This window comes from Hahella sp. NS-SX17 (assembly GCF_057367735.1).
The window spans coordinates 3,438,318-3,455,769 of the sequence record NZ_CM170632.1 but is presented as its reverse complement, the minus strand read 5'-3'; the positions used below and the strand labels follow the sequence as shown (position 1 = coordinate 3,455,769).

Annotated in this window: 15 protein-coding genes; 5 read left to right on the top strand and 10 right to left on the bottom strand. The window is 56.3% G+C overall.

Annotated elements, in window-relative coordinates:
- Nucleotides 1-216: 216 nt before the first annotated feature.
- The 5 genes from AC2IBB_RS15410 to AC2IBB_RS15390 all read right to left on the bottom strand — a co-directional run bounded on the left by AC2IBB_RS15410 (nt 217) and on the right by AC2IBB_RS15390 (nt 5,993).
- On the bottom strand, nt 217-1,083 hold the full coding sequence (locus AC2IBB_RS15410; RefSeq protein ID WP_486333715.1) for a hypothetical protein: 867 nt from the start codon (nt 1,081-1,083) through the stop codon (nt 217-219).
- Between the two features lie 247 nt (nt 1,084-1,330).
- Complete coding sequence (locus tag AC2IBB_RS15405; protein WP_486333714.1) at nt 1,331-2,239, bottom strand: DMT family transporter; 909 nt, start codon at nt 2,237-2,239, stop codon at nt 1,331-1,333.
- An 86-nt stretch (nt 2,240-2,325) separates the two neighbouring features.
- On the bottom strand, nt 2,326-3,390 hold the full coding sequence (locus tag AC2IBB_RS15400; RefSeq protein ID WP_486333713.1) for a PLP-dependent cysteine synthase family protein: 1,065 nt from the start codon (nt 3,388-3,390) through the stop codon (nt 2,326-2,328).
- 55 nt (nt 3,391-3,445) lie between these two features.
- Complete coding sequence (locus AC2IBB_RS15395; RefSeq protein WP_486333712.1) at nt 3,446-4,831, bottom strand: Y4yA family PLP-dependent enzyme; 1,386 nt, start codon at nt 4,829-4,831, stop codon at nt 3,446-3,448.
- A 19-nt stretch (nt 4,832-4,850) separates the two neighbouring features.
- Nucleotides 4,851-5,993 carry an NAD/NADP octopine/nopaline dehydrogenase family protein gene (locus tag AC2IBB_RS15390; RefSeq protein ID WP_486333711.1) on the bottom strand — a complete coding sequence of 381 codons (1,143 nt, stop codon included), beginning with the start codon at nt 5,991-5,993 and terminating at the stop codon, nt 4,851-4,853.
- Nucleotides 5,994-6,547: 554 nt separating this feature from the next.
- Between AC2IBB_RS15390 and AC2IBB_RS15385 the strand changes: the two genes are divergently transcribed.
- Both AC2IBB_RS15385 and AC2IBB_RS15380 read left to right on the top strand, forming a co-directional pair.
- Nucleotides 6,548-7,465 (top strand): LysR family transcriptional regulator, encoded by a 918-nt coding sequence (locus tag AC2IBB_RS15385; protein ID WP_486333710.1) that lies wholly within the window; start codon nt 6,548-6,550, stop codon nt 7,463-7,465.
- Between the two features lie 148 nt (nt 7,466-7,613).
- A complete protein-coding gene (locus AC2IBB_RS15380) occupies nt 7,614-8,333 on the top strand; it encodes an SDR family NAD(P)-dependent oxidoreductase (protein ID WP_486333709.1) in 720 nt (239 codons plus the stop codon).
- Between the two features lie 130 nt (nt 8,334-8,463).
- On the opposite strand, the gene AC2IBB_RS15375 is transcribed toward AC2IBB_RS15380, so the two are convergent.
- The gene (locus AC2IBB_RS15375) at nt 8,464-9,441 is read right to left on the bottom strand and encodes a calcium/sodium antiporter (protein ID WP_486333708.1); all 978 of its coding nucleotides are present in this window, start codon (nt 9,439-9,441) and stop codon (nt 8,464-8,466) included.
- Nucleotides 9,442-9,904: 463 nt separating this feature from the next.
- Between AC2IBB_RS15375 and AC2IBB_RS15370 the strand changes: the two genes are divergently transcribed.
- From AC2IBB_RS15370 to AC2IBB_RS15360, 3 genes are read left to right on the top strand one after another with little or no spacing between them, the layout of a single operon-like run.
- Complete coding sequence (locus tag AC2IBB_RS15370) at nt 9,905-10,435, top strand: heme NO-binding domain-containing protein (protein ID WP_486333707.1); 531 nt, start codon at nt 9,905-9,907, stop codon at nt 10,433-10,435.
- Nucleotides 10,432-12,825 carry an ATP-binding protein gene (locus tag AC2IBB_RS15365; protein WP_486333706.1) on the top strand — a complete coding sequence of 798 codons (2,394 nt, stop codon included), beginning with the start codon at nt 10,432-10,434 and terminating at the stop codon, nt 12,823-12,825. Before AC2IBB_RS15370 ends, AC2IBB_RS15365 begins: the two co-directional genes overlap by 4 nt.
- Nucleotides 12,822-13,943: a response regulator gene (locus AC2IBB_RS15360; protein WP_486333705.1), complete on the top strand. Its 1,122-nt coding sequence runs from the start codon at nt 12,822-12,824 to the stop codon at nt 13,941-13,943. The genes AC2IBB_RS15365 and AC2IBB_RS15360 overlap by 4 nt, the downstream gene beginning before the upstream one ends.
- A 78-nt stretch (nt 13,944-14,021) precedes the next feature.
- Here the strand turns inward: AC2IBB_RS15360 and AC2IBB_RS15355 are convergent, their stop codons facing one another.
- The 4 genes from AC2IBB_RS15355 to AC2IBB_RS15340 are packed head-to-tail and all read right to left on the bottom strand — an operon-like array spanning nt 14,022 to nt 17,405.
- Nucleotides 14,022-15,125 carry a protein-glutamate methylesterase/protein-glutamine glutaminase gene (locus AC2IBB_RS15355; RefSeq protein WP_486333704.1) on the bottom strand — a complete coding sequence of 368 codons (1,104 nt, stop codon included), beginning with the start codon at nt 15,123-15,125 and terminating at the stop codon, nt 14,022-14,024.
- Nucleotides 15,122-16,081: a chemotaxis protein CheD gene (locus AC2IBB_RS15350; RefSeq protein WP_486333703.1), complete on the bottom strand. Its 960-nt coding sequence runs from the start codon at nt 16,079-16,081 to the stop codon at nt 15,122-15,124. The genes AC2IBB_RS15355 and AC2IBB_RS15350 overlap by 4 nt, the downstream gene beginning before the upstream one ends.
- On the bottom strand, nt 16,054-16,893 hold the full coding sequence (locus AC2IBB_RS15345) for a CheR family methyltransferase (RefSeq protein WP_486333702.1): 840 nt from the start codon (nt 16,891-16,893) through the stop codon (nt 16,054-16,056). The genes AC2IBB_RS15350 and AC2IBB_RS15345 overlap by 28 nt, the downstream gene beginning before the upstream one ends.
- Nucleotides 16,893-17,405 (bottom strand): chemotaxis protein CheW, encoded by a 513-nt coding sequence (locus tag AC2IBB_RS15340; RefSeq protein ID WP_486333701.1) that lies wholly within the window; start codon nt 17,403-17,405, stop codon nt 16,893-16,895. Before AC2IBB_RS15340 ends, AC2IBB_RS15345 begins: the two co-directional genes overlap by 1 nt.
- Between the last annotated feature and the right edge of the window lie 47 nt (nt 17,406-17,452).

The window sequence follows — 17,452 nt, the reverse complement described above, 5'->3', positions numbered from 1 at the left end:
TGCCCTGTCAGCATAAGCGACAGAGGCTACTCACTATATGAAGGGTATCGCAAATACTAGGGACAGGCTCTAATAGGGTCAATCGTCCATATTACTTATGTTTTGTTGGTCGTGGGCCAGCGCGTGGATTGCTGGCCATGTGAAATGACCACAATGTGCAGCGTTTTACTCTCGCACAGGTACGTTTTTCCAGATGTTTCCAGCAAGCAAATTTACTTAGGGCACAAAAGTCGGAGGCGGCGAACCGGCCTTCAGTATCACCACACGGGGTTCGTTGTCGTTTTTTCCATCTCGCCACTCTGGATACACCCAGTTTTCAGGTTCTCGGCGGGGAGAAATGCGAGCATCTGGCCAGCGTACTCTGGCTTGCTCCATTTGCGCTCGGGACGAGGGACTGAGCTCCAGCGTGATATGTCTGCATACTTTGTCTCTCAGGGCATTCATATTCCGAATTGCGTCTTCCACTGGTACATAACCATGATTATGAAACATCAGACGCAGATAATGGCTATCATCCAGAGGCGTCACCACATAGCTTGAATAACTAGCCGCACTGGAAGGTGAAGGCGCATGGACTTTGCTTAGATCCTTGTGGATTTCATAATGCACCCACGAGCTACCACCTAAATTCCGAACTACCCAATTAACTGGCGCTAATATTTCTCCAAAATGTGGATTCTCTGGCCCCATACGATAAAGCAGACGTATGAGGGCTTGCTCTAAATGATTAGGGTTAAAGCAACTCATCCCTTCTGGCAAACAGTTAACCTGTTCCACCACTGCAATAAAGGTGGTGGAGGCCACTGGCTGCATACGCCATATTGGGCCGTAATATTCCCAACCCCGCTTAATGAAGAAAGAGCTCGAAAATGGATCTTCAGGTGTACTGTCACGATAGATTGACTGGTCATAAATATTGACCTGGGGAATAGGAGCTTGCCTTGCTTCAACCCCCTCATAATTGTGATGCGGCGGCAGTTGCAAGCACAGCTTGGCGCCGCTTAAGTCAATTACGATATTTTCTGGTTTGTCTAAGCGAGGAACGTAGGGATGTCTACGGGAGGCGAATAAGCGCTTTAACATGGGGTACTTGGCGTTTGTCAGCGTAAAACGAATAAAGGCTACTAAATGTTGAAATCAGGGATACTAGAGATGAGGTACAGCAGGGTCAATCGGTCGTTTTATTAGCGGCATGCGCTGAATTCCTGTGACAACTTCGCCTTGAGCGCCTTTATATCGCAAAGCATTGGGGCTATAAGGTGTTTCGGCTGTTGATGATAGAAATCAGAAAATCATCGGTTTTCCCGGGTCGCCTGGACCCGGGACTCAGTCAGGATGTCTTGGCGTTGTAGGTTTTGCCTCGCCGCAAGGCTCGTGGAATGGGTAGTTTCATGCCGTTTTTCACTGACACCATCAGTACGGACAGGAAGATGACTCCGCTTCCTAATAAGGTATAGATGTCCGGCGTTTCATCGAAGAACGCCCAGCCGATCAGGTAGGCCAACGGTAAAGAGAGATAGCTGATGTGGGCGGCGATGGCGGCGCTGCCGATACGCAGGCCGACTATCCAGAAGTAGCTGTATACAGAGCCTAATACGGCGATCAGGCCGATAAAGGAAAAGTCTTTTACAGACACCGGCGACCAGTCCGCCACCGCCATGGGGCCCGACATCAGAATCGTCAGGATCGCCAGCCAGAACATCAGGCTGATAGGGCTTTCCTGAGAGCCGTACTTTTTAGTGCCGATATGTAGCAGAGCGAAGCCCAAAGCGCCGGCGAACGGATAAATAATCTCCAGCGGCGTGAAGTCGCCACTGGGTCGGGCGATCAACAGAACCCCGATAAAGCCGACAAGTGTCGCCAGCCAATGTCCAGGCGCTACCTTTTCTTTCAACCAAAGCGCAGAGATGGGCACGATAAACAAAGGCTCCGCGAAGAAAATCGTCACCACCACCGCCAGCGGCAGATTGGCGAGAGAATAAAACAGCAGAAAGGAAGCGATGCAGTTGAGCACGCCGCGCATCAGGTGCGCTTTCGGCGTCTTCCAGACGAAAATATCCGCGCCTTCTTTTACCGCCATGGGTATTAAGAGCAGCGCAGCGAAGCACCACCTCAGGAACAGCAGCTGCCATGTGTCGACTTCTTCCCCCACCTGTTTGACGAAAGCATCCATCCCTGTGCCAGCGACGACAGCAATAAAAACAAACGCCATGGCTTTGCTATTGTGTGTGTTTTCCATTTTGGTATCCCTGTTTTTTATTCACGGTTGACTGCTCGGCGTTCACCCCCTTGTGAACGCCAAAACCGCATCGCGTCACGCCTGTGTCAGAGACACAGGCTCGCCGCTCTGGCGTCCGCCGCCGCCCGGGCCTTGTTGATCCTCCCGGGAGAAGCGGGCGTCAGCCAGCGGTTTAACTCCTGATGCACGCGCGGCTCGAACAGCCCCCTCTCGTTCATCCACTCATCATTGAAAATCGTCGGCAGATATTTTTCCCCTCCATCACAGACAATACAGACCATCGTCCCGCCGCCACTCAGGTTCTGAGCGAGCTTGACGCTTTGATACACCGCGCCTCCTGCCGAGCCGCCAATCAACAGCCCGCGCTGACGCGCCAGATAACGGCAGGTTTCAAACGCCTCCGCATCGGTCACCTGATAACCGCAATCCACTAACTCCCTACGAAACGCCGCGCCGATGGAGTCACCCGGTGGAACGCCGGTGCCGGATTGGTAGTAAGGCCCGCCCTCATTTCGAAACACCACTGACCCCACCGGCTCTACGCCAAAGATGCGAATATCCGGACAATAGCGCTTCAATTCCGAGGCCACGCCGGTGATGGAGCCTCCAGTGCCGACACAGGCCACCAGCACATCGATGCCGCCATCGGTGTCGCGAATCAGCTCATGAGCCAGCGTGCTGGAGTAGCCGCCTGGATTCGCCAGGTTGTTGGACTGATCCATAAAACAGGCGCCCTCGATTTCACTGGCCAGACGCGCCGCCGTCAGCTCTCTCTCCACCGTCGCCACCTCATCGTCGGCGTAATCGCCTTTGACGATATGCACTTCTCCGCCATAGGCCTTCACCGCCATGACTTTCTCGGCCGCGGCGTGATGATCCATCACAGCGATAAAGCGAAAGCCCATTTCCGCCGCCAATAACGCCAATCCGGTTGCGGTATTGCCGGAAGACGACTCCACGATGACGCCGCCCGGCTGTAAACGCCCCTCGCTCAGCGCAGTTTCGATCATGCTGCGGGCCATGCGGTCTTTCATGCTCATGCCGGGATTGAACTTTTCCAGCTTCAGCAACAATTTCCAGGAGCAGTCCTGCAAAGGCAGCTCCAGTAGAGGGGTCTCGCCGATTAATTCCGACACTTTCGTTTTAATCATGTTCATTCCTTATTCGTTATATATCAGTGCTTTCCAGTCCTGATTGCGAAACTGCTCAGAACGACTCATCCAATCGCCATGACCAATCGCCATGCCCTCCTTCATGGGCGTCGGTTGCGACTAACGCAAGTTTTTGCGGTGTCGGCGCACGATGAAAACGGGTCTCCATGAGATCCATCTGATAACCGGCGGTGTTCACAAAGGCCAGACAATCTCCTGGTTGCGGCAGATTCTTGAAAGGAATCCATCGCTTCGTCAGCACGTCCGACTCCAGGCAGCTACCGCCTGCGATATAGGCGACGCCAGCATCGCCCTGGCCAGCGCCAATCACGATCGGGTCGACCAGAAATTCCGAATGGAACCAGGTTTCACAAGCGCTGAAGCTGAAGCCGTCGATGATGATGACGTGCTTATCCGCCCCCAAACGTTTGACGCCTTTGACGCGAAACAAGGTGGCGCCCGCCTGATCCACCAACGCCCGCCCGGGCTCGGCGTATAAGGCCACACTCTCCTGACGCAGGCGTTCGCGATTGCCGCAGGTCGCCAAAATGTCCTCCAGCGCTTCTTCCTTGACGCGAGGGGACCAATAGGGATAAAAATCGTCCGGGGGGCGGCCGTCTATATAGTATTGAGGCCCGTTGTACCTTTGGAACGCCTCCCAACTGTCTCGGGAGAGGTATCGGGTCGGAAAGCCGCCGCCGATATTAACGCCATGGGCGTTAAAGCCCAGTTCACGGAAGTAGCGAATCATTTCAATGGACACCGCCAGCGCCTCGGCCCGCTGACGGATGGAGTAACCTCCCAGATGAAAGGCGACGCCCTCCAGCTCAAGTCGCCCTCTGAACGGTTTCAGCGCATCCGCCAGCCTCCTCAACATCTCGCTGTTCATACCAAAGCGACTGGCGCCGACGTCGCCGTTCCAGCGCAGCTTGATACGGGCTTTACCCCCTTTGTGAGACGCCAGCAGCAGCTCCTGCAGGCCATGGAATTCTTCCGCCGAGTCGATGGCGACGACCGCTCCCACTTTCACGCCCAGCTCGACAAAATCAGGGCTCTTGAAAGCGCCGGACAGGGAGCATTTATCGCCCTCCACGCCCGCCGCCAGGGCGTCTTGCAGTTCGAACAGGCTGGAAGCGTCCGCCCCCACGCCATTGATCGCAGCGGCTTTAAGAAAGCTGTCGCAGCGGTTGACCTTCATCGCATACAACAGGTCTCCGCGGATGTCGGCGTTGGCGTAGACCCGCCGAAAGCGGTAAAGATTTTCTTCAAATATCTGTGGAAACATCAGGTGTACGGGGGAGCCCTGCGCTTCCATCAGAGCATTCACCCGGGCCGGATCGGAATCCAGCACTCTTTGCGTCAGAGGATGAATCAACGGCGCCAGACAGGGCGCAGCCTCTCCTCTCACGCCGCCTTGCCGGCATGATTTAATTGTCACCATTACTACCCTGCTCCTTCGGTTAACGCACCAACGCCATGGGACGTTGCGGCCAACCCGAGGGGAAATAACGTGTGATGCTGTCTTCAAAGCCCCCGCAGTATTCATAAGCCCAATCACGAATTTCAGTGAGCATGGGGGTATATACGTTCAGTCTTTTAGCGGCTTCCAGGAAGAAATCCATACCGTAAGGCACATCTTCCGTGAAAATACGATGGCGACGATTGACTTCAAAACCGCCTTCGCACGTCAGCATGGGAATCTTGATGCCGGCATAAGCCGGGTTGGTGCGGAAGGTGGTGTACAGTGTGCGTGGATCGGAGATCTGTCTGCCGTATATTTTCACGACATCTTCGTGCAGCGGCAGAGCGAACGGAAATTCAGAACGATAGACGTCTTTCAGCGCAGCCAGAATGGCCTGCTGCTCTTCGTCGCATTTTTTGATGAGATAGGCGGCGAACTCCGTAAGATCCTCATAGAAGTTCAGCCGTTCCTTGAAGGGCTTGCCGTCCCACTGCGAATACGGCCCCACCAGAGAATACAGAATTGGCAAGTGCTCTATGGGGTTGCCGGCGCAGGCGCTCAGCTCAATGTAGTGCTCCACCCGGCTCGCCGGCTGGTAGAACAGCTTCTCCAGGGCTTTCTTGGCCAATTCCACTTTGATATGGGTTGGATTGGAAATGGCGTAAAACAGTTCCTTCTTGAACCCGAGTATGCTCACGCTTTGGCCCGGCACAAGATGGGACGCCATTACCGGCGTGTCCTTGATGCCCCAGGCGTACACATTGGAGCGTCGGCCGATGTGATAGTCCACCATCCAGTCGAAAGCGCCCCAACCGGGTATCGCGCATAGCTGCACGACCTTGTCTTCAGAAATCAGATTGGCGATCTGCGCCAATACGCGGGGACGATCGTTAGCGGGATTGGTGATAAAAATCAGATCCGCCTGAGGTATGACTTCGGCGGGATTGTCCGTCACCCGCACCGGCTTGGCGTGTAGATCCTCTCCATAGGGGGTGGATACGACAATCTGGCCATTGGCGCCCAGTCTTTCGTTTATTTCCTGGGCTTTCCGGGTCAGCATCGAAACTTCCTGCCCTCGTGAGGCGAAAATACCCAGAAGCGCGTGGGCTTGTTGGCCCCCGCCAATGATTACGATATTCATATTGCGAACTTCCTTTCCATTACTTCTTGACTTGGAACATTGGTTTGTCAGGTCAAACGCGTTACCTTACGCTTGGCGTTGCTGCGTTATATCGCTCTGAGCCGGGTCCTGCAATTGCCTGCAACATCCGGGTTTGCGGCGGGCTTTCCATGTGCGCCCCTGGCCTGGGCGTCATACGCTGGAAAATCATTGGATGAATGTCGGGTTTGGACGCCCGTTGTATCACAAGCCTCCAAACAACCACCCACAAAACCAGCGACGAATCGAACGGTGCGTGGACGGAGAGTTGAAATACCAGGCCAGTCAGGAGGAAAATCCCTCTAACCGGCATGACGACACATCTATCCGGCCGACGGTCCGCCTCTCATTGCGCCAGTCAAACCGCCGCATTCCGAGAACTAAACCTGTCGCCGCGAACAGTGACAACCTTGTCAAAATCATGCAAAAAGCAACGTTACAATTTGTTTTTATTTAGAAAAAGATATTTTAATCGACTCAAAAAAGTAAATTGATTATATTGCACATCGCTGTGATATTTTTTCCAGGAGGGATGTATGAGGAGTAACTCACGGCCTTCATTAAAAGCCTTGGAAGTTTTTGAAGCAGTCGCCCGCCACCAGAGTTTTTCTAAAGCGTCAGAAGAGCTGTGCATCAACCACAGCGGGGTCAGCAAGCATATCAAGTCTCTGGAGCTGCATTTCGAAAAGCGGCTGTTGGTGAGAAACAACAAGCAGGTGCAACTGACAGACAGCGGACAGCGTCTGTGGGAGCAGCTAACCCAGGCCTTTGAAATCATTCGCGGCGCCTGCGGCATCCCCCACGAAAAGAACTTTATCGAAATCAAAGTGCCCGTCACTTTCGCCATTCGTTGGATGCTGCCGCGCCTCAGCCGCATTCGCGAAGAAACAGAGCTCAATCTGAAGGTGACGACCGCCTGGCGTCATTCCGTCGATTTTCTGAAAGAACATTACGATATGGGCATCATCTTTTGCGATGACCCGTCCGAGGAGTTCTTTTACGAGGAAAACCTGGTCGCCGTGTGCTCCAAAGACTATTACGAGCAATTGCGCGGATTGAGCGACCAGGAGATCATGAATCAGGCGAATTTCATCAGCCCCAACCCCTCTATGTCCGACTGGGAACTGTTTTTCTCCCATACGGGCCTGTCCAGCGCTCAGGTCAGTGCGGACCGGATGCTGATCATGGACTCCATGGAATCCGCCATCACCGCCGCCGTGAAATTCAGCGGCGTCGCTGTCACCGACGTACTTTACGTGCAAAATGAACTGGCCAACGGCCAATTGATCAACGTGTTTTCCCGCACCGTGAAGACTGGCCTGGGCTATAAGCTCACCTGCGTCCCCTCGTTACGGGACAGCCGGGAATATGAAACCTTACAGAAGTGGGTTACCCGCGAGGCCAACAATCAGCCGGCGCGCATCATGGACAAAGAGGCCGTGACAGCGGAATAGCTGTGACCACGGTCTTTCTTCCTCGCCCTCTTTCCGCCGCACTGCATTACCGCCTCTACCGCCCACGCTGAACCTTTCCGTCGTCCTCTGCGTATCATTCCCAGTATTCGCCAAAGACATTGCAATAACCTCACACAGATAGCCCAACATGACCCAATTCCGCATCGTTATCGTCGGCGCTTCCGGCGCTATTGGGGCCGCCCTGACCTATCGGTTCGCCAGCGAGCCCGACGCCGAGGTATTTGCATTCTCCCGTTCGCCTCGCACTTGGGAGCACAGCAATATCCAGTCAGGCCGCCTGGATTTTAGCGATGAGGAATCCATTCAACAGGCTGCGAAGATCGCCGCCGCTTCAGGTCCAATTGATAGAGTGATCGTGGCGGCGGGTCTCCTGCACACGGCGAGTATGCGACCTGAGAAGGCGCTGAAAGAGCTGGAAAGAACGAACTTTGAAGCCTGCTTCCTCGCCAATGTTATTGGTCCGATGCTGGTGGCCAAACACTTCCTCGGACTGTTACATCCAAGCCGCCCTGCGGTTTTCGCCGCCTTATCCGCCAGAGTCGGCAGTATCTCCGATAACCGTTTAGGCGGCTGGTACGCTTACCGCAGCTCTAAAGCCGCCCTGAATATGGGGCTCAAGACCGCAAGCATTGAGGTGGCGCGCCGCAATAAACAGGCGATTGTCGTCGGTCTGCATCCTGGCTCCGTGGCCAGCGCCCTCTCCGCACCCTTTCTGGAACGCGTCCCGCCACAGCGGCTTTTTACGCCGGATCAGGCCGCAGGGTATCTCATGAAGGTTATCGAACGATTGCGCCCAGAGGACACCGGCAAACTATTCGCCTGGGATGGTAGCGAGATTCCGTTTTGAGGCCTTCAGTGGGCTAATAATGCGAGTCAGGATTTGTCCGGCGTTGCAGGAGATGCTCGCCGAGATACACTCAGGAAGATAAATCATCCGCAGGCGTCGGGACTCAGTCCCAACGCCCGCTTCGATCTGTTTAAGCAGCGGCCACCACGGTGTAGCCGAGATAACTGGTGTAGGCGATGTACACCGCCACCAGAATACCGCCTTCGACGCGGTTGATGCGGCCCTGTTTGCCTTTGAAGCCATAGCCCATGACGAATAGCGCCAAGGTGAGGCCAGCCATCAGCGACCAGTCGCGGTACAGGACTTCCTGTTGCACTTCCAGAGGATGAATAGCGGCGGCGATGCCGACGACGGTGAGCGTGTTGAACAGGTTGGAGCCGATGACGTTGCCGATGGCGAGGTCGTGCTCGCCTTTACGGATCGCCGCCAGCGAAGAGGCCAGCTCCGGCAGCGAGGTGCCGACGGCCACGATGGTCAAGCCGATGATCAGGTCGCTGACGCCCAGGCTGTGCGCTATGGTAACCGCGCCCCACACCAGAATACGGGAGCTGACGATCAACAGGATCAAACCGGCGACCAGCCAGAATATGGCGCTTTTCAAAGGCATCGGATGCGCGATCATTTCATCGTCCACCTCTGACGCCAGGGCGTCGGAGCGTTGCTGCATGCCTTCGCGGATGGTCCAGCCCATCAGGCAGGCGAACACAACCAGCAGAATCGCCGCATCCAGTCGAGTCAGGTCGCCATCCCATAACAAGCCAGCGGATAGCAGCGTAACCGCCGCCAATATCGGCAGTTCTTTACGCAATACCTGTGAGTGCACGGCGATGGGGCTGATCAGCGCCACCAGACCAAGAATCAAGGCAATATTGGTAATGTTGGAGCCGTAGCCGTTGCCCAGCGCCAGTCCGGGATTGCCCTCAGACGCAGCCAGGGCCGACACCACCATTTCCGGGGCGGATGTGCCGAACCCCACGATCACCATGCCTATCAGCAGGGGCGGCATGCCTCCATGCTTCGCCGTCGCGGCGGCGCCTTCCACAAAACGATCCGCGCTCCAAACCAACAGCGCCAGGCCAGCGACAATAGCAAGCAATGCAAGCGTCATGCGATCACCTCGCCATTAGCGGAGTTCGGCGCGTACGCCCTGGGTGCGACCGGATTCCAGGGAACGGAGCCCGCGTTAAGAAGAGCAAGTAGTTTCATCATATGCAGCCTCTGGGGTGGAAGGATAAACGCCAAGACGCACGAAAAACATCCACCCCTGGGTGTTTTTCGTGCGTCTTAGGTCTCATCAATCCTGGGAGGGACACGATCGCCACGGACTTTGCGCCCGGAGACTGTTGACGACCGTCCCGGCTGTCGCCGGGAGACTACTCCCCTAAGAGTGGGCGAATCCTAGCAAACTCCGCTGAGCGGGACAACCGAAACCCGCAAGCGCACCGGCCTGCGCCTCCGAAACCCTTGCGCCCCGCGGCTTAGCCGCCATTAACAATCGCTCAGGTTACATTGCATTGCTCACCTTCACTGCTACAATTTTGATAACGGAGCTGCTCAGGAAGAGAAGAAAGATGAAAGGCATCGTTTTCACCGAATTTCTGCAACTGGTGGAAGATAAATTCGGGCTTGAGGAAGTCGACGCTCTCATTGATGAGTCCCACGTGTCAGGGATATACACCTCCGTAGGCACCTACGACCACAACGAAATGGTCGACCTGCTGAAAACCTTAAGCACCCGTCAAAGCGCCCCCATACCCGACTTGTTGAAAACCTTTGGCGAACATCTGTTTGGTCGCTTCTATGTGCTGTATCCGCAGTTCTTCGAGGGTATCAACAACTCTTTTGAGTTCCTCAGCAAGATCGACGTTTATATCCACCAGGAAGTGAAGAAGCTCTACCCAGACGCGGAACTGCCGCGTTTCGACTGCTCGCAGCCGCAGCCCAGCCAGTTGCTGCTTTTCTACTATTCAACCCGACACCTGGAAGACCTGGCGGAAGGGTTGATACGGGGCGCGCTCGCCCACTTCAATGACGGAGCCGTACTAAGTCAACGAACCGAGGAAAAGGACCATATCACCTTTGAGCTGAACAAACCCCAATGACAACCATCGCCGTACTTGAACGCGCCCTCGCCCGGGAACGCGCCGCCCGTCATCAGGCGGAGCAATTGCTGGAGCAGAAAGCCAGCGAACTCTATGAAAGCCACCTGCTGCTGGAGGACGCGCTGCAAAAGACCGCAGGTATGGTGCATTCCTTGGGCGACATGGTCAAAGATCGCACCAAGCGGTTGGAGGAGGCGCGAGACGAAGCCATGGCCGCCAACAAGGCGAAAAGCCTGTTTATCGCCAACATGAGCCATGAAATACGCACGCCCCTGAACGGCGTTATCGGCATGTTGCAGGCCATGTTGCAAGGCGACCTGTCCCGGGACCAAAAAGCGCGCGCGAAGACCGCTTTCACTTCCGGCAAACTGTTGCTGGCGGTGATCAACGATCTGCTGGACTTCTCCAAACTGGAAGCGGATAAAGTCAATCTGGAGCGCATTCCCTTTTCGCTCGGTCGTCTGCTGGATAGCTGCCTGCCTGTCGTCTGCGGTCAGGCTTCCGACAAAGGGTTGCGCCTGACCCTCAGTCTGGCCGCCCACCTGCCTGATCAGATAATGGGTGATCCGACACGTCTCAAGCAGATTCTCTGCAACCTGCTCTCCAACGCCGTGAAGTTCACCAAACAGGGAGAGGTGACGCTGTACTGCTACCCGGTGGAGGACCGCCTCGTCTTTGGCGTCGCAGACACGGGCGTCGGCATTCCCACAGATCGACAACAGCAGATTTTCGAGCCGTTCAGCCAGGCGGATGACTCTCATACGCGACGCTACGGCGGCACCGGGTTAGGCCTGTCCATCAGCTCCCGGTTAGTCGAAGCCATGGGCGGACGCCTGCAAGTGCGCAGCGAGCCCGGCGCCGGGGCGGACTTTCACTTCTCCTTGCCCTACCACTCAGTGTCTTTGGACGGTGCGACTCGGGAACCGCCACCCGCTCCCTGGGCTGACAAACCTATTCTGCTGCTGGCGGAAGAATCCATTGCGCCATTTTTCAAACGTAGCCTGCGAGAACTCGGCATCGCCAATCTGGCGCCCTCCAGCTCTACGGAGGAGGCCATGAAAGCCCTGGAGTCCGCCTACCGGCCCTTTGATCTGATATTGATCCATCAGCAGGCGCCGCCCACGGCCATTTTGAATTGGCTGCGCGACAAACACGGCGATCAGGTCGTCACCTCCGTACAGGTATTCGGCTCCCAAATGAATCTGGCGAACGATGAGAATATCCAATACACCGAGTTACGGCCCCCTATTCGTCCCCATGACTTATTCATACTGCTGCAAAACCATTATGTAGGCGAAATCTGTCGACCCTGCTGTCTGGATGACGATCCCGATGACCCTATCGAGCAAAGCTGGTGGTTCGGGGGCTCCAGGGTGCTGCTGGCGGAAGACAATGTGGTGAACCAGGAAGTGGCCATTGACCTGCTCAGCTCCGTCGGCGTCAAACCCGACGTGGTGGACAACGGCCTGTCCGCCGTCCACGCCGTGCAAGGAAAAGAATACGACCTGATACTGATGGACGTACAGATGCCGGAGCTCAATGGCCTCGACGCCACTCGCGCCATCCGCGCCCTGGGAGGCCGCTATGCGGACATTCCCATTCTCGCGATGACCGCACATGCGCAACAAAGCGACCGCGATCTGAGCCGTGATGCAGGCATGAACGGCCACATCGTCAAACCCTTCGCCGCAGAGGAACTGTTCCAGACCCTGAGCCAATGGCTGCAAAGCCAAACCCCCGCGCCTCCTAACGGGAAAGACCTTCACCCCGAATCTGCCGGAGCCCACGACATTCCCTCCCTGCCAGGCCTCAATATCACTGAAGCCCTGCAGCGACTGGGAGGACGATGGCCCCTGTTCCAACGCATTCTCAGCAGCTTTTATGAAAAGTGGTCGGATACGCCCCAGGAACTGCGAACACTGACGGAGCAGAACGCCGTGGGGGAGATCTCCATCATCACTCATGGCCTGAAAGGCAGCGGCGCCACTATTGGCGCTGAAACCCTGGGGAAAGCCGCCAGCCTGGTGGAAAGCGCCGCCCGCGCAGGCGACCATGGCAAAATCCACGACCTCATGGGCCCTCTATTACAAGCACTGGAGGAAGTGCTGACGGGACTATCCCGCCTGGACCGGCAAGAAACCGCACCTGCGTCATCGACTCCCAGCCAGAAGCATGCTCCGTTACTGCCGCAATTGCTGCTTCTGAGGGGCTACCTGGAAAGCGACCTGGGACAGGCGCAAAAATCTCTCTCACAACTTCGCGCAACCATCAGTGATCCGCCACAGGCCAAATTGCTGTCGGCGCTGGAGGAAGCCTTGTTCCAATTTGATATCGAGCGGGCTCAAACCCATTTATCCCAACTCATTCAAACTCAGGATGAACCACAATGAGCGACGAAAAGCCCCATGTGATGATCGTCGACGATTCTCCTAACGACCTGCATTTTCTGCTGGAGAACCTGAAAGACGACTATGCGGTGCAAGCCGCCACCAGCGCCGCCAAAGCGTTGCAAATGGCGGAGAAAGACTCGCAACTGGATGTAGTGCTGTTGGATGTGACCATGCCGGAAATGGACGGCTATGAATGTTGCCGACGCCTGAAGGCGAATCCCGCCACGCAGCATCTGGAAGTCATTTTCGTATCCGCTCACGATACCGTGGAGGAAAAGCTTGCGGGCTATGATGCGGGGGGCCGGGATTACCTGATCAAACCCGCGCAACCGGACGTGCTGCGGAAAAAAGTACGCATGGCGATCCAGCAAATACGACAGGCCAAGGCGGGAGAAGAAGCCCAGCAAGCGGCGATGTCCACCGCGATGACCGCCATCACCGTCGCCGGCGAGCAAGGGGTGATTCTGGAGTTTCTGCGTCGCAGTATGAGCGTCGACAGTCTGCAGGATCTGGCGGGGCTGGTCATTGATACGCTGGAGGAGTTTGATCTGCAGGGCTCCGTGCAGATCAACCTGGAGAACGACAAAATCAGTCATAGCAGCAAAGGCTTCGTCTCGCCCCTGGAGTCTGAACTGCTGCTCCGAGTCAAAGATCAGGAACAGCGCCTGCTGGAGTTCAACAAACGCTTGTTAGTCAATATTCCGCCCTTCTCACTGTTAGTGCCCAAAACCCCGGATGATGAGGAGAAAAAAGGCCGCGTCCGCGACAACTTGTTGCTGTTGCTGGAGTGCGCTGAGTTTCGCCGCCAGGGACTGGAGAACCAGATACTGATAGCTCTGATAGAAGGCGTATTGAGGGACAGCCGCAAAGCCCTGAAAGAGATCAACGATATTCGCGAGCGACAACATAAAACCGCCTTCCAGGTTCTGGAGGAAACGCTGGATGAGCTGGTGATCGCCTACGACAGTCTCGCTTTACTGGAAAGCCAGGAAAAGACCTTGACCAAGGTGGTGCGCAAAGGGCTGGAGCGCACTTTCAAAACCTACGAGGAAGTCACCGGGCTGGATGATCAGTTACAGGCCATTATCCAGCGCATGGAGCACTTCCGGGGAGCCTGACCGCTCCCATTCTCCGGCGCGGATGGCGCATGCCTGCTGTGTACTGAAACGTCCCCGTCGCCACAAGGCTGAACGTCATCACCGCTGGGCGCTGGCGGTGAGAGAAGCGCCCATATCCAAAATACACTGCGGAATACGATCCAAGGATATTTCCCGGACTACCGCGCCGATTTTCGCCGCCTCTTTGGGCATGCCGTAAACGATGCAGGAGCGCTCATCCTGACCAATAGTCAGGGCGCCGGCGTTGCGCAACTCCAGCAGCCCTTTGGCCCCGTCGTCCCCCATGCCGGTCATGATGACGCCTAACGCATTGCGACCCGCTGTCTGGGCCACAGAACGGAACAACACATCCACGGATGGACGATGCCGGTTCACCGGAGGCCCGGTCATGATCTCGACAAAATACTGTGCGCCACTGCGCCGCAACAGCATATGCTTGCCGCCGGGAGCAATCAGCGCACGCCCCGGCGCCACCTGATGGCCGCTTTCCGCCTCCAGAATTTCCAGTTCACAGATACTGTTCAAGCGCTCCGCAAACGCCGCGGTGAATTTTTCCGGCATGTGCTGGACAATCACGATACCCGGGCAATTACGGGGCAGCCGCGTCAGCACGTACTCCAGAGCCTGAGTGCCGCCGGTAGAGGTGCCCAGCGCGGCGATTTTATTGGTGGCGCTGAATGCGCCGCCGCTGCGCAGCGGTATCACTGCGTCGGCGGTCAGCTTGGCGGGCGTCGCCGTCGCCTGAGCCGGCGCAGCCATGGATGACATATTGCGCATGTTGGCTCTCGCCGCCGCTTTGATTTCCATGATCAGTTCGCCAGCGGCGCTTTCCAGATACTCTTTCACCCCCACAGTCGGCTTCGCCACCACCGCCACCGCGCCGGCGGCCAGCGCCTTCATGCTGGTCTGCGCGCCCTTGCTGGTCAGACTGGAACACATCACCACCGGCGTGGGCCGTTCCGCCATCAGCTTTTTGAGGAAAGTGATGCCGTCCATACGGGGCATTTCCACGTCCAGCACCACGACATCCGGCCACTGTTTGCTCATCCTTGACTGCGCAAAAATCGGGTCCGCCGCAGCGCCGATCACTTCGATATTCTTGTCCCGCTCCAGCACCTGCTGCAGCACTTGCCTGACCACAGCCGAGTCATCCACCAGCATGACTTTGATCTTAGTGTTCATCGGCTTCCCTTCCTTAGCCACACATCGCCGCTCCAGACGTCGAACACCAGATTGCGATGAGCCCGGCCGCCGAGGTCTTCGCCCACCAGCCGAAATCCATGATGCTTGAGCAGGCGATACGCCGCTTCAATGTTTCTTTTACTCACGTCGATAGAAGACCCCTCCAACATAGAGCTGCCTCCAAAGATTTTGACCTCGTATTCCGGCGGCCGCGTGTTCTCCTTCTTTAAGGCGGCCACCAACAGTTGCATCGCCTCGTCCGCATAACGCCCGTCCAGCCCGTGATTGGACGCTGCGCCGTTACGCTGCGGAAGCATGTAGTGACACATGCCTCCCAGGCGCTTTTTGGGATGCCACAGCACCACCGCCACGCAAGAGCCCAGCAACGTCTTCATGCGGGTGTCCGCATCGGAGAAATACCATTCCCCCGGGTCCAGATAAACCTCCAGAATATCCTGCGGCGCTTTTCCGGCGTCGACCATGCTGGGAGCGTCTTTCTGAATCCAGACGTCCCCGTTCCAGACATCGAACACCAGATTGCCGCTGCCGTTATGATCCAACGCCAGCTTGAGGCCAAAATCATGCAGCAGCCTGCCCGCTTCTTTCGCCGTCTCGTCGGCGCCGGGACCATCGAAGACAAACAGCTTCGCCTCGAAACGCCGAGGCGGCGCCCCCGCGCGCACCATTTCCAGTTGCAACAGACTCAACGCCGCATCCGCATAGGAAGCATTCAGCGCCCGACCGCAGGGCTCGCCGGCGTCCATGCGCACTTTCCTGAAATGGCACATCCCTCCCAGTTTCAGTTGGGGATGCCACAGCGTAATGATCCCCCCTTCTCCGAGCAGGCTGCGAATGCGGGTGTCGGCCTCCGCCAGATACAACTCCCCTACGTCCAGAAATATCTCTAGGGGCTCCTCCGGCTTTATCGTTACGGTTTGCGATACACGGCGGGACATATCTGCTCTAGCTGCTCCGTCACGCCATTCAGACTCTCCGACCTGCCGATGAACAAATGACCGCCCGTATGTAAATGCTGAACCAACTTCGCGATCAGTTGGCGTTTGGTGTCCGCCTGAAAATAGATCATGACATTGCGTAAAAAAATGACGTCGAACTGCCCGACATTGGGCAGTGTGGCGTTTAAGTTAAGGTTTCTGAATTGCACGGCGCCGCGCAGTTTTTTGTTCACCAACAGATTACCCTCCTCCGGCCCCACCCCTTTCAGGCAATAGCGCTTCAGATAGTTCGGCGGCATGTGCTGCGCCCGTTGCATGGAATAACAACCCCGCTTGGCGTGATTAAGCACATCGGTGGAAATGTCAGTCGCCAGAATTTCCCAGTTAGCCTGTCCCAATGCGTCATCCAGCAGCATGGCGATGCTGTAGGGCTCTTCCCCTGTGGAACAGGCCGCGCTCCACACCCGGAACGCGCGGCCTCGCGCGCGCTGGGGCAGAATATGGCGCTGCATATAGTCGAAGTGCTGGGGCTCACGGAAAAAATAGGTTTCGTTGGTGGTCAGGAGATTCAGTGCGATCTGGCGCTCGTCCGCGTCGGCGTCGATCAGTCGCAGATAGTCTCCGTAGCTTTCCAGGTTGTGCGCCTGCAAACGTTTGGCGAGACGGCCGGTGACCAGATTCTTCTTGGCGTCGGTCAGAAAGATGCCCGCCGCATCATGCACGAAGCGTTTAACAACGGCGAAATCCCTGTCGCCAATCCGATATAGCCCGGACTTGGGCGTAACGCCCTCGCCAACCAGGGTTTTGGTCATCAGGCCACGCTCTCCTGTATAACTTCCGCCAGACTGGTGATTTCATCGACGGAAAGCACCCTGTCGATATCCATGACGATGACGAAACGATCGTTGGACTTCCACATGCCCTGAATGAAGTCCACCCGGATCTTGGCGCCGAAGGCCGGCGGCGGCTGAATGTTGGTCGCGGGAATATCGATGACCGCGCTGACGCTGTCTACGATCACGCCCATGTCCTGGTTTTCTTCCCCCGAGCCCACTTCCACAATAATAATGCAGGTGCGCCGGGTCACCTCTCTTTCCGTTTTGCCAAAACGGCAGCCCAGATCAATCACCGGCACCACCCGGCCGCGCAGGTTAATCACGCCACGGATAAAATCCGGCAGGGTTGGAATCGGAGTGATGCCGCCATACTCAATGATTTCTTTGACCCCCAACAGCGGAATCGCATACATGTCCCCGCTTTGCATAAAGGTCAGGTACTGTTCGCTATCCGCGGGCTGAGCGCTTGTCTCCAATGCCTGAGCCATGTCCGTCTCCTTATTAATCTGGCAGACAAATCGCTTCCTTCTCTTTG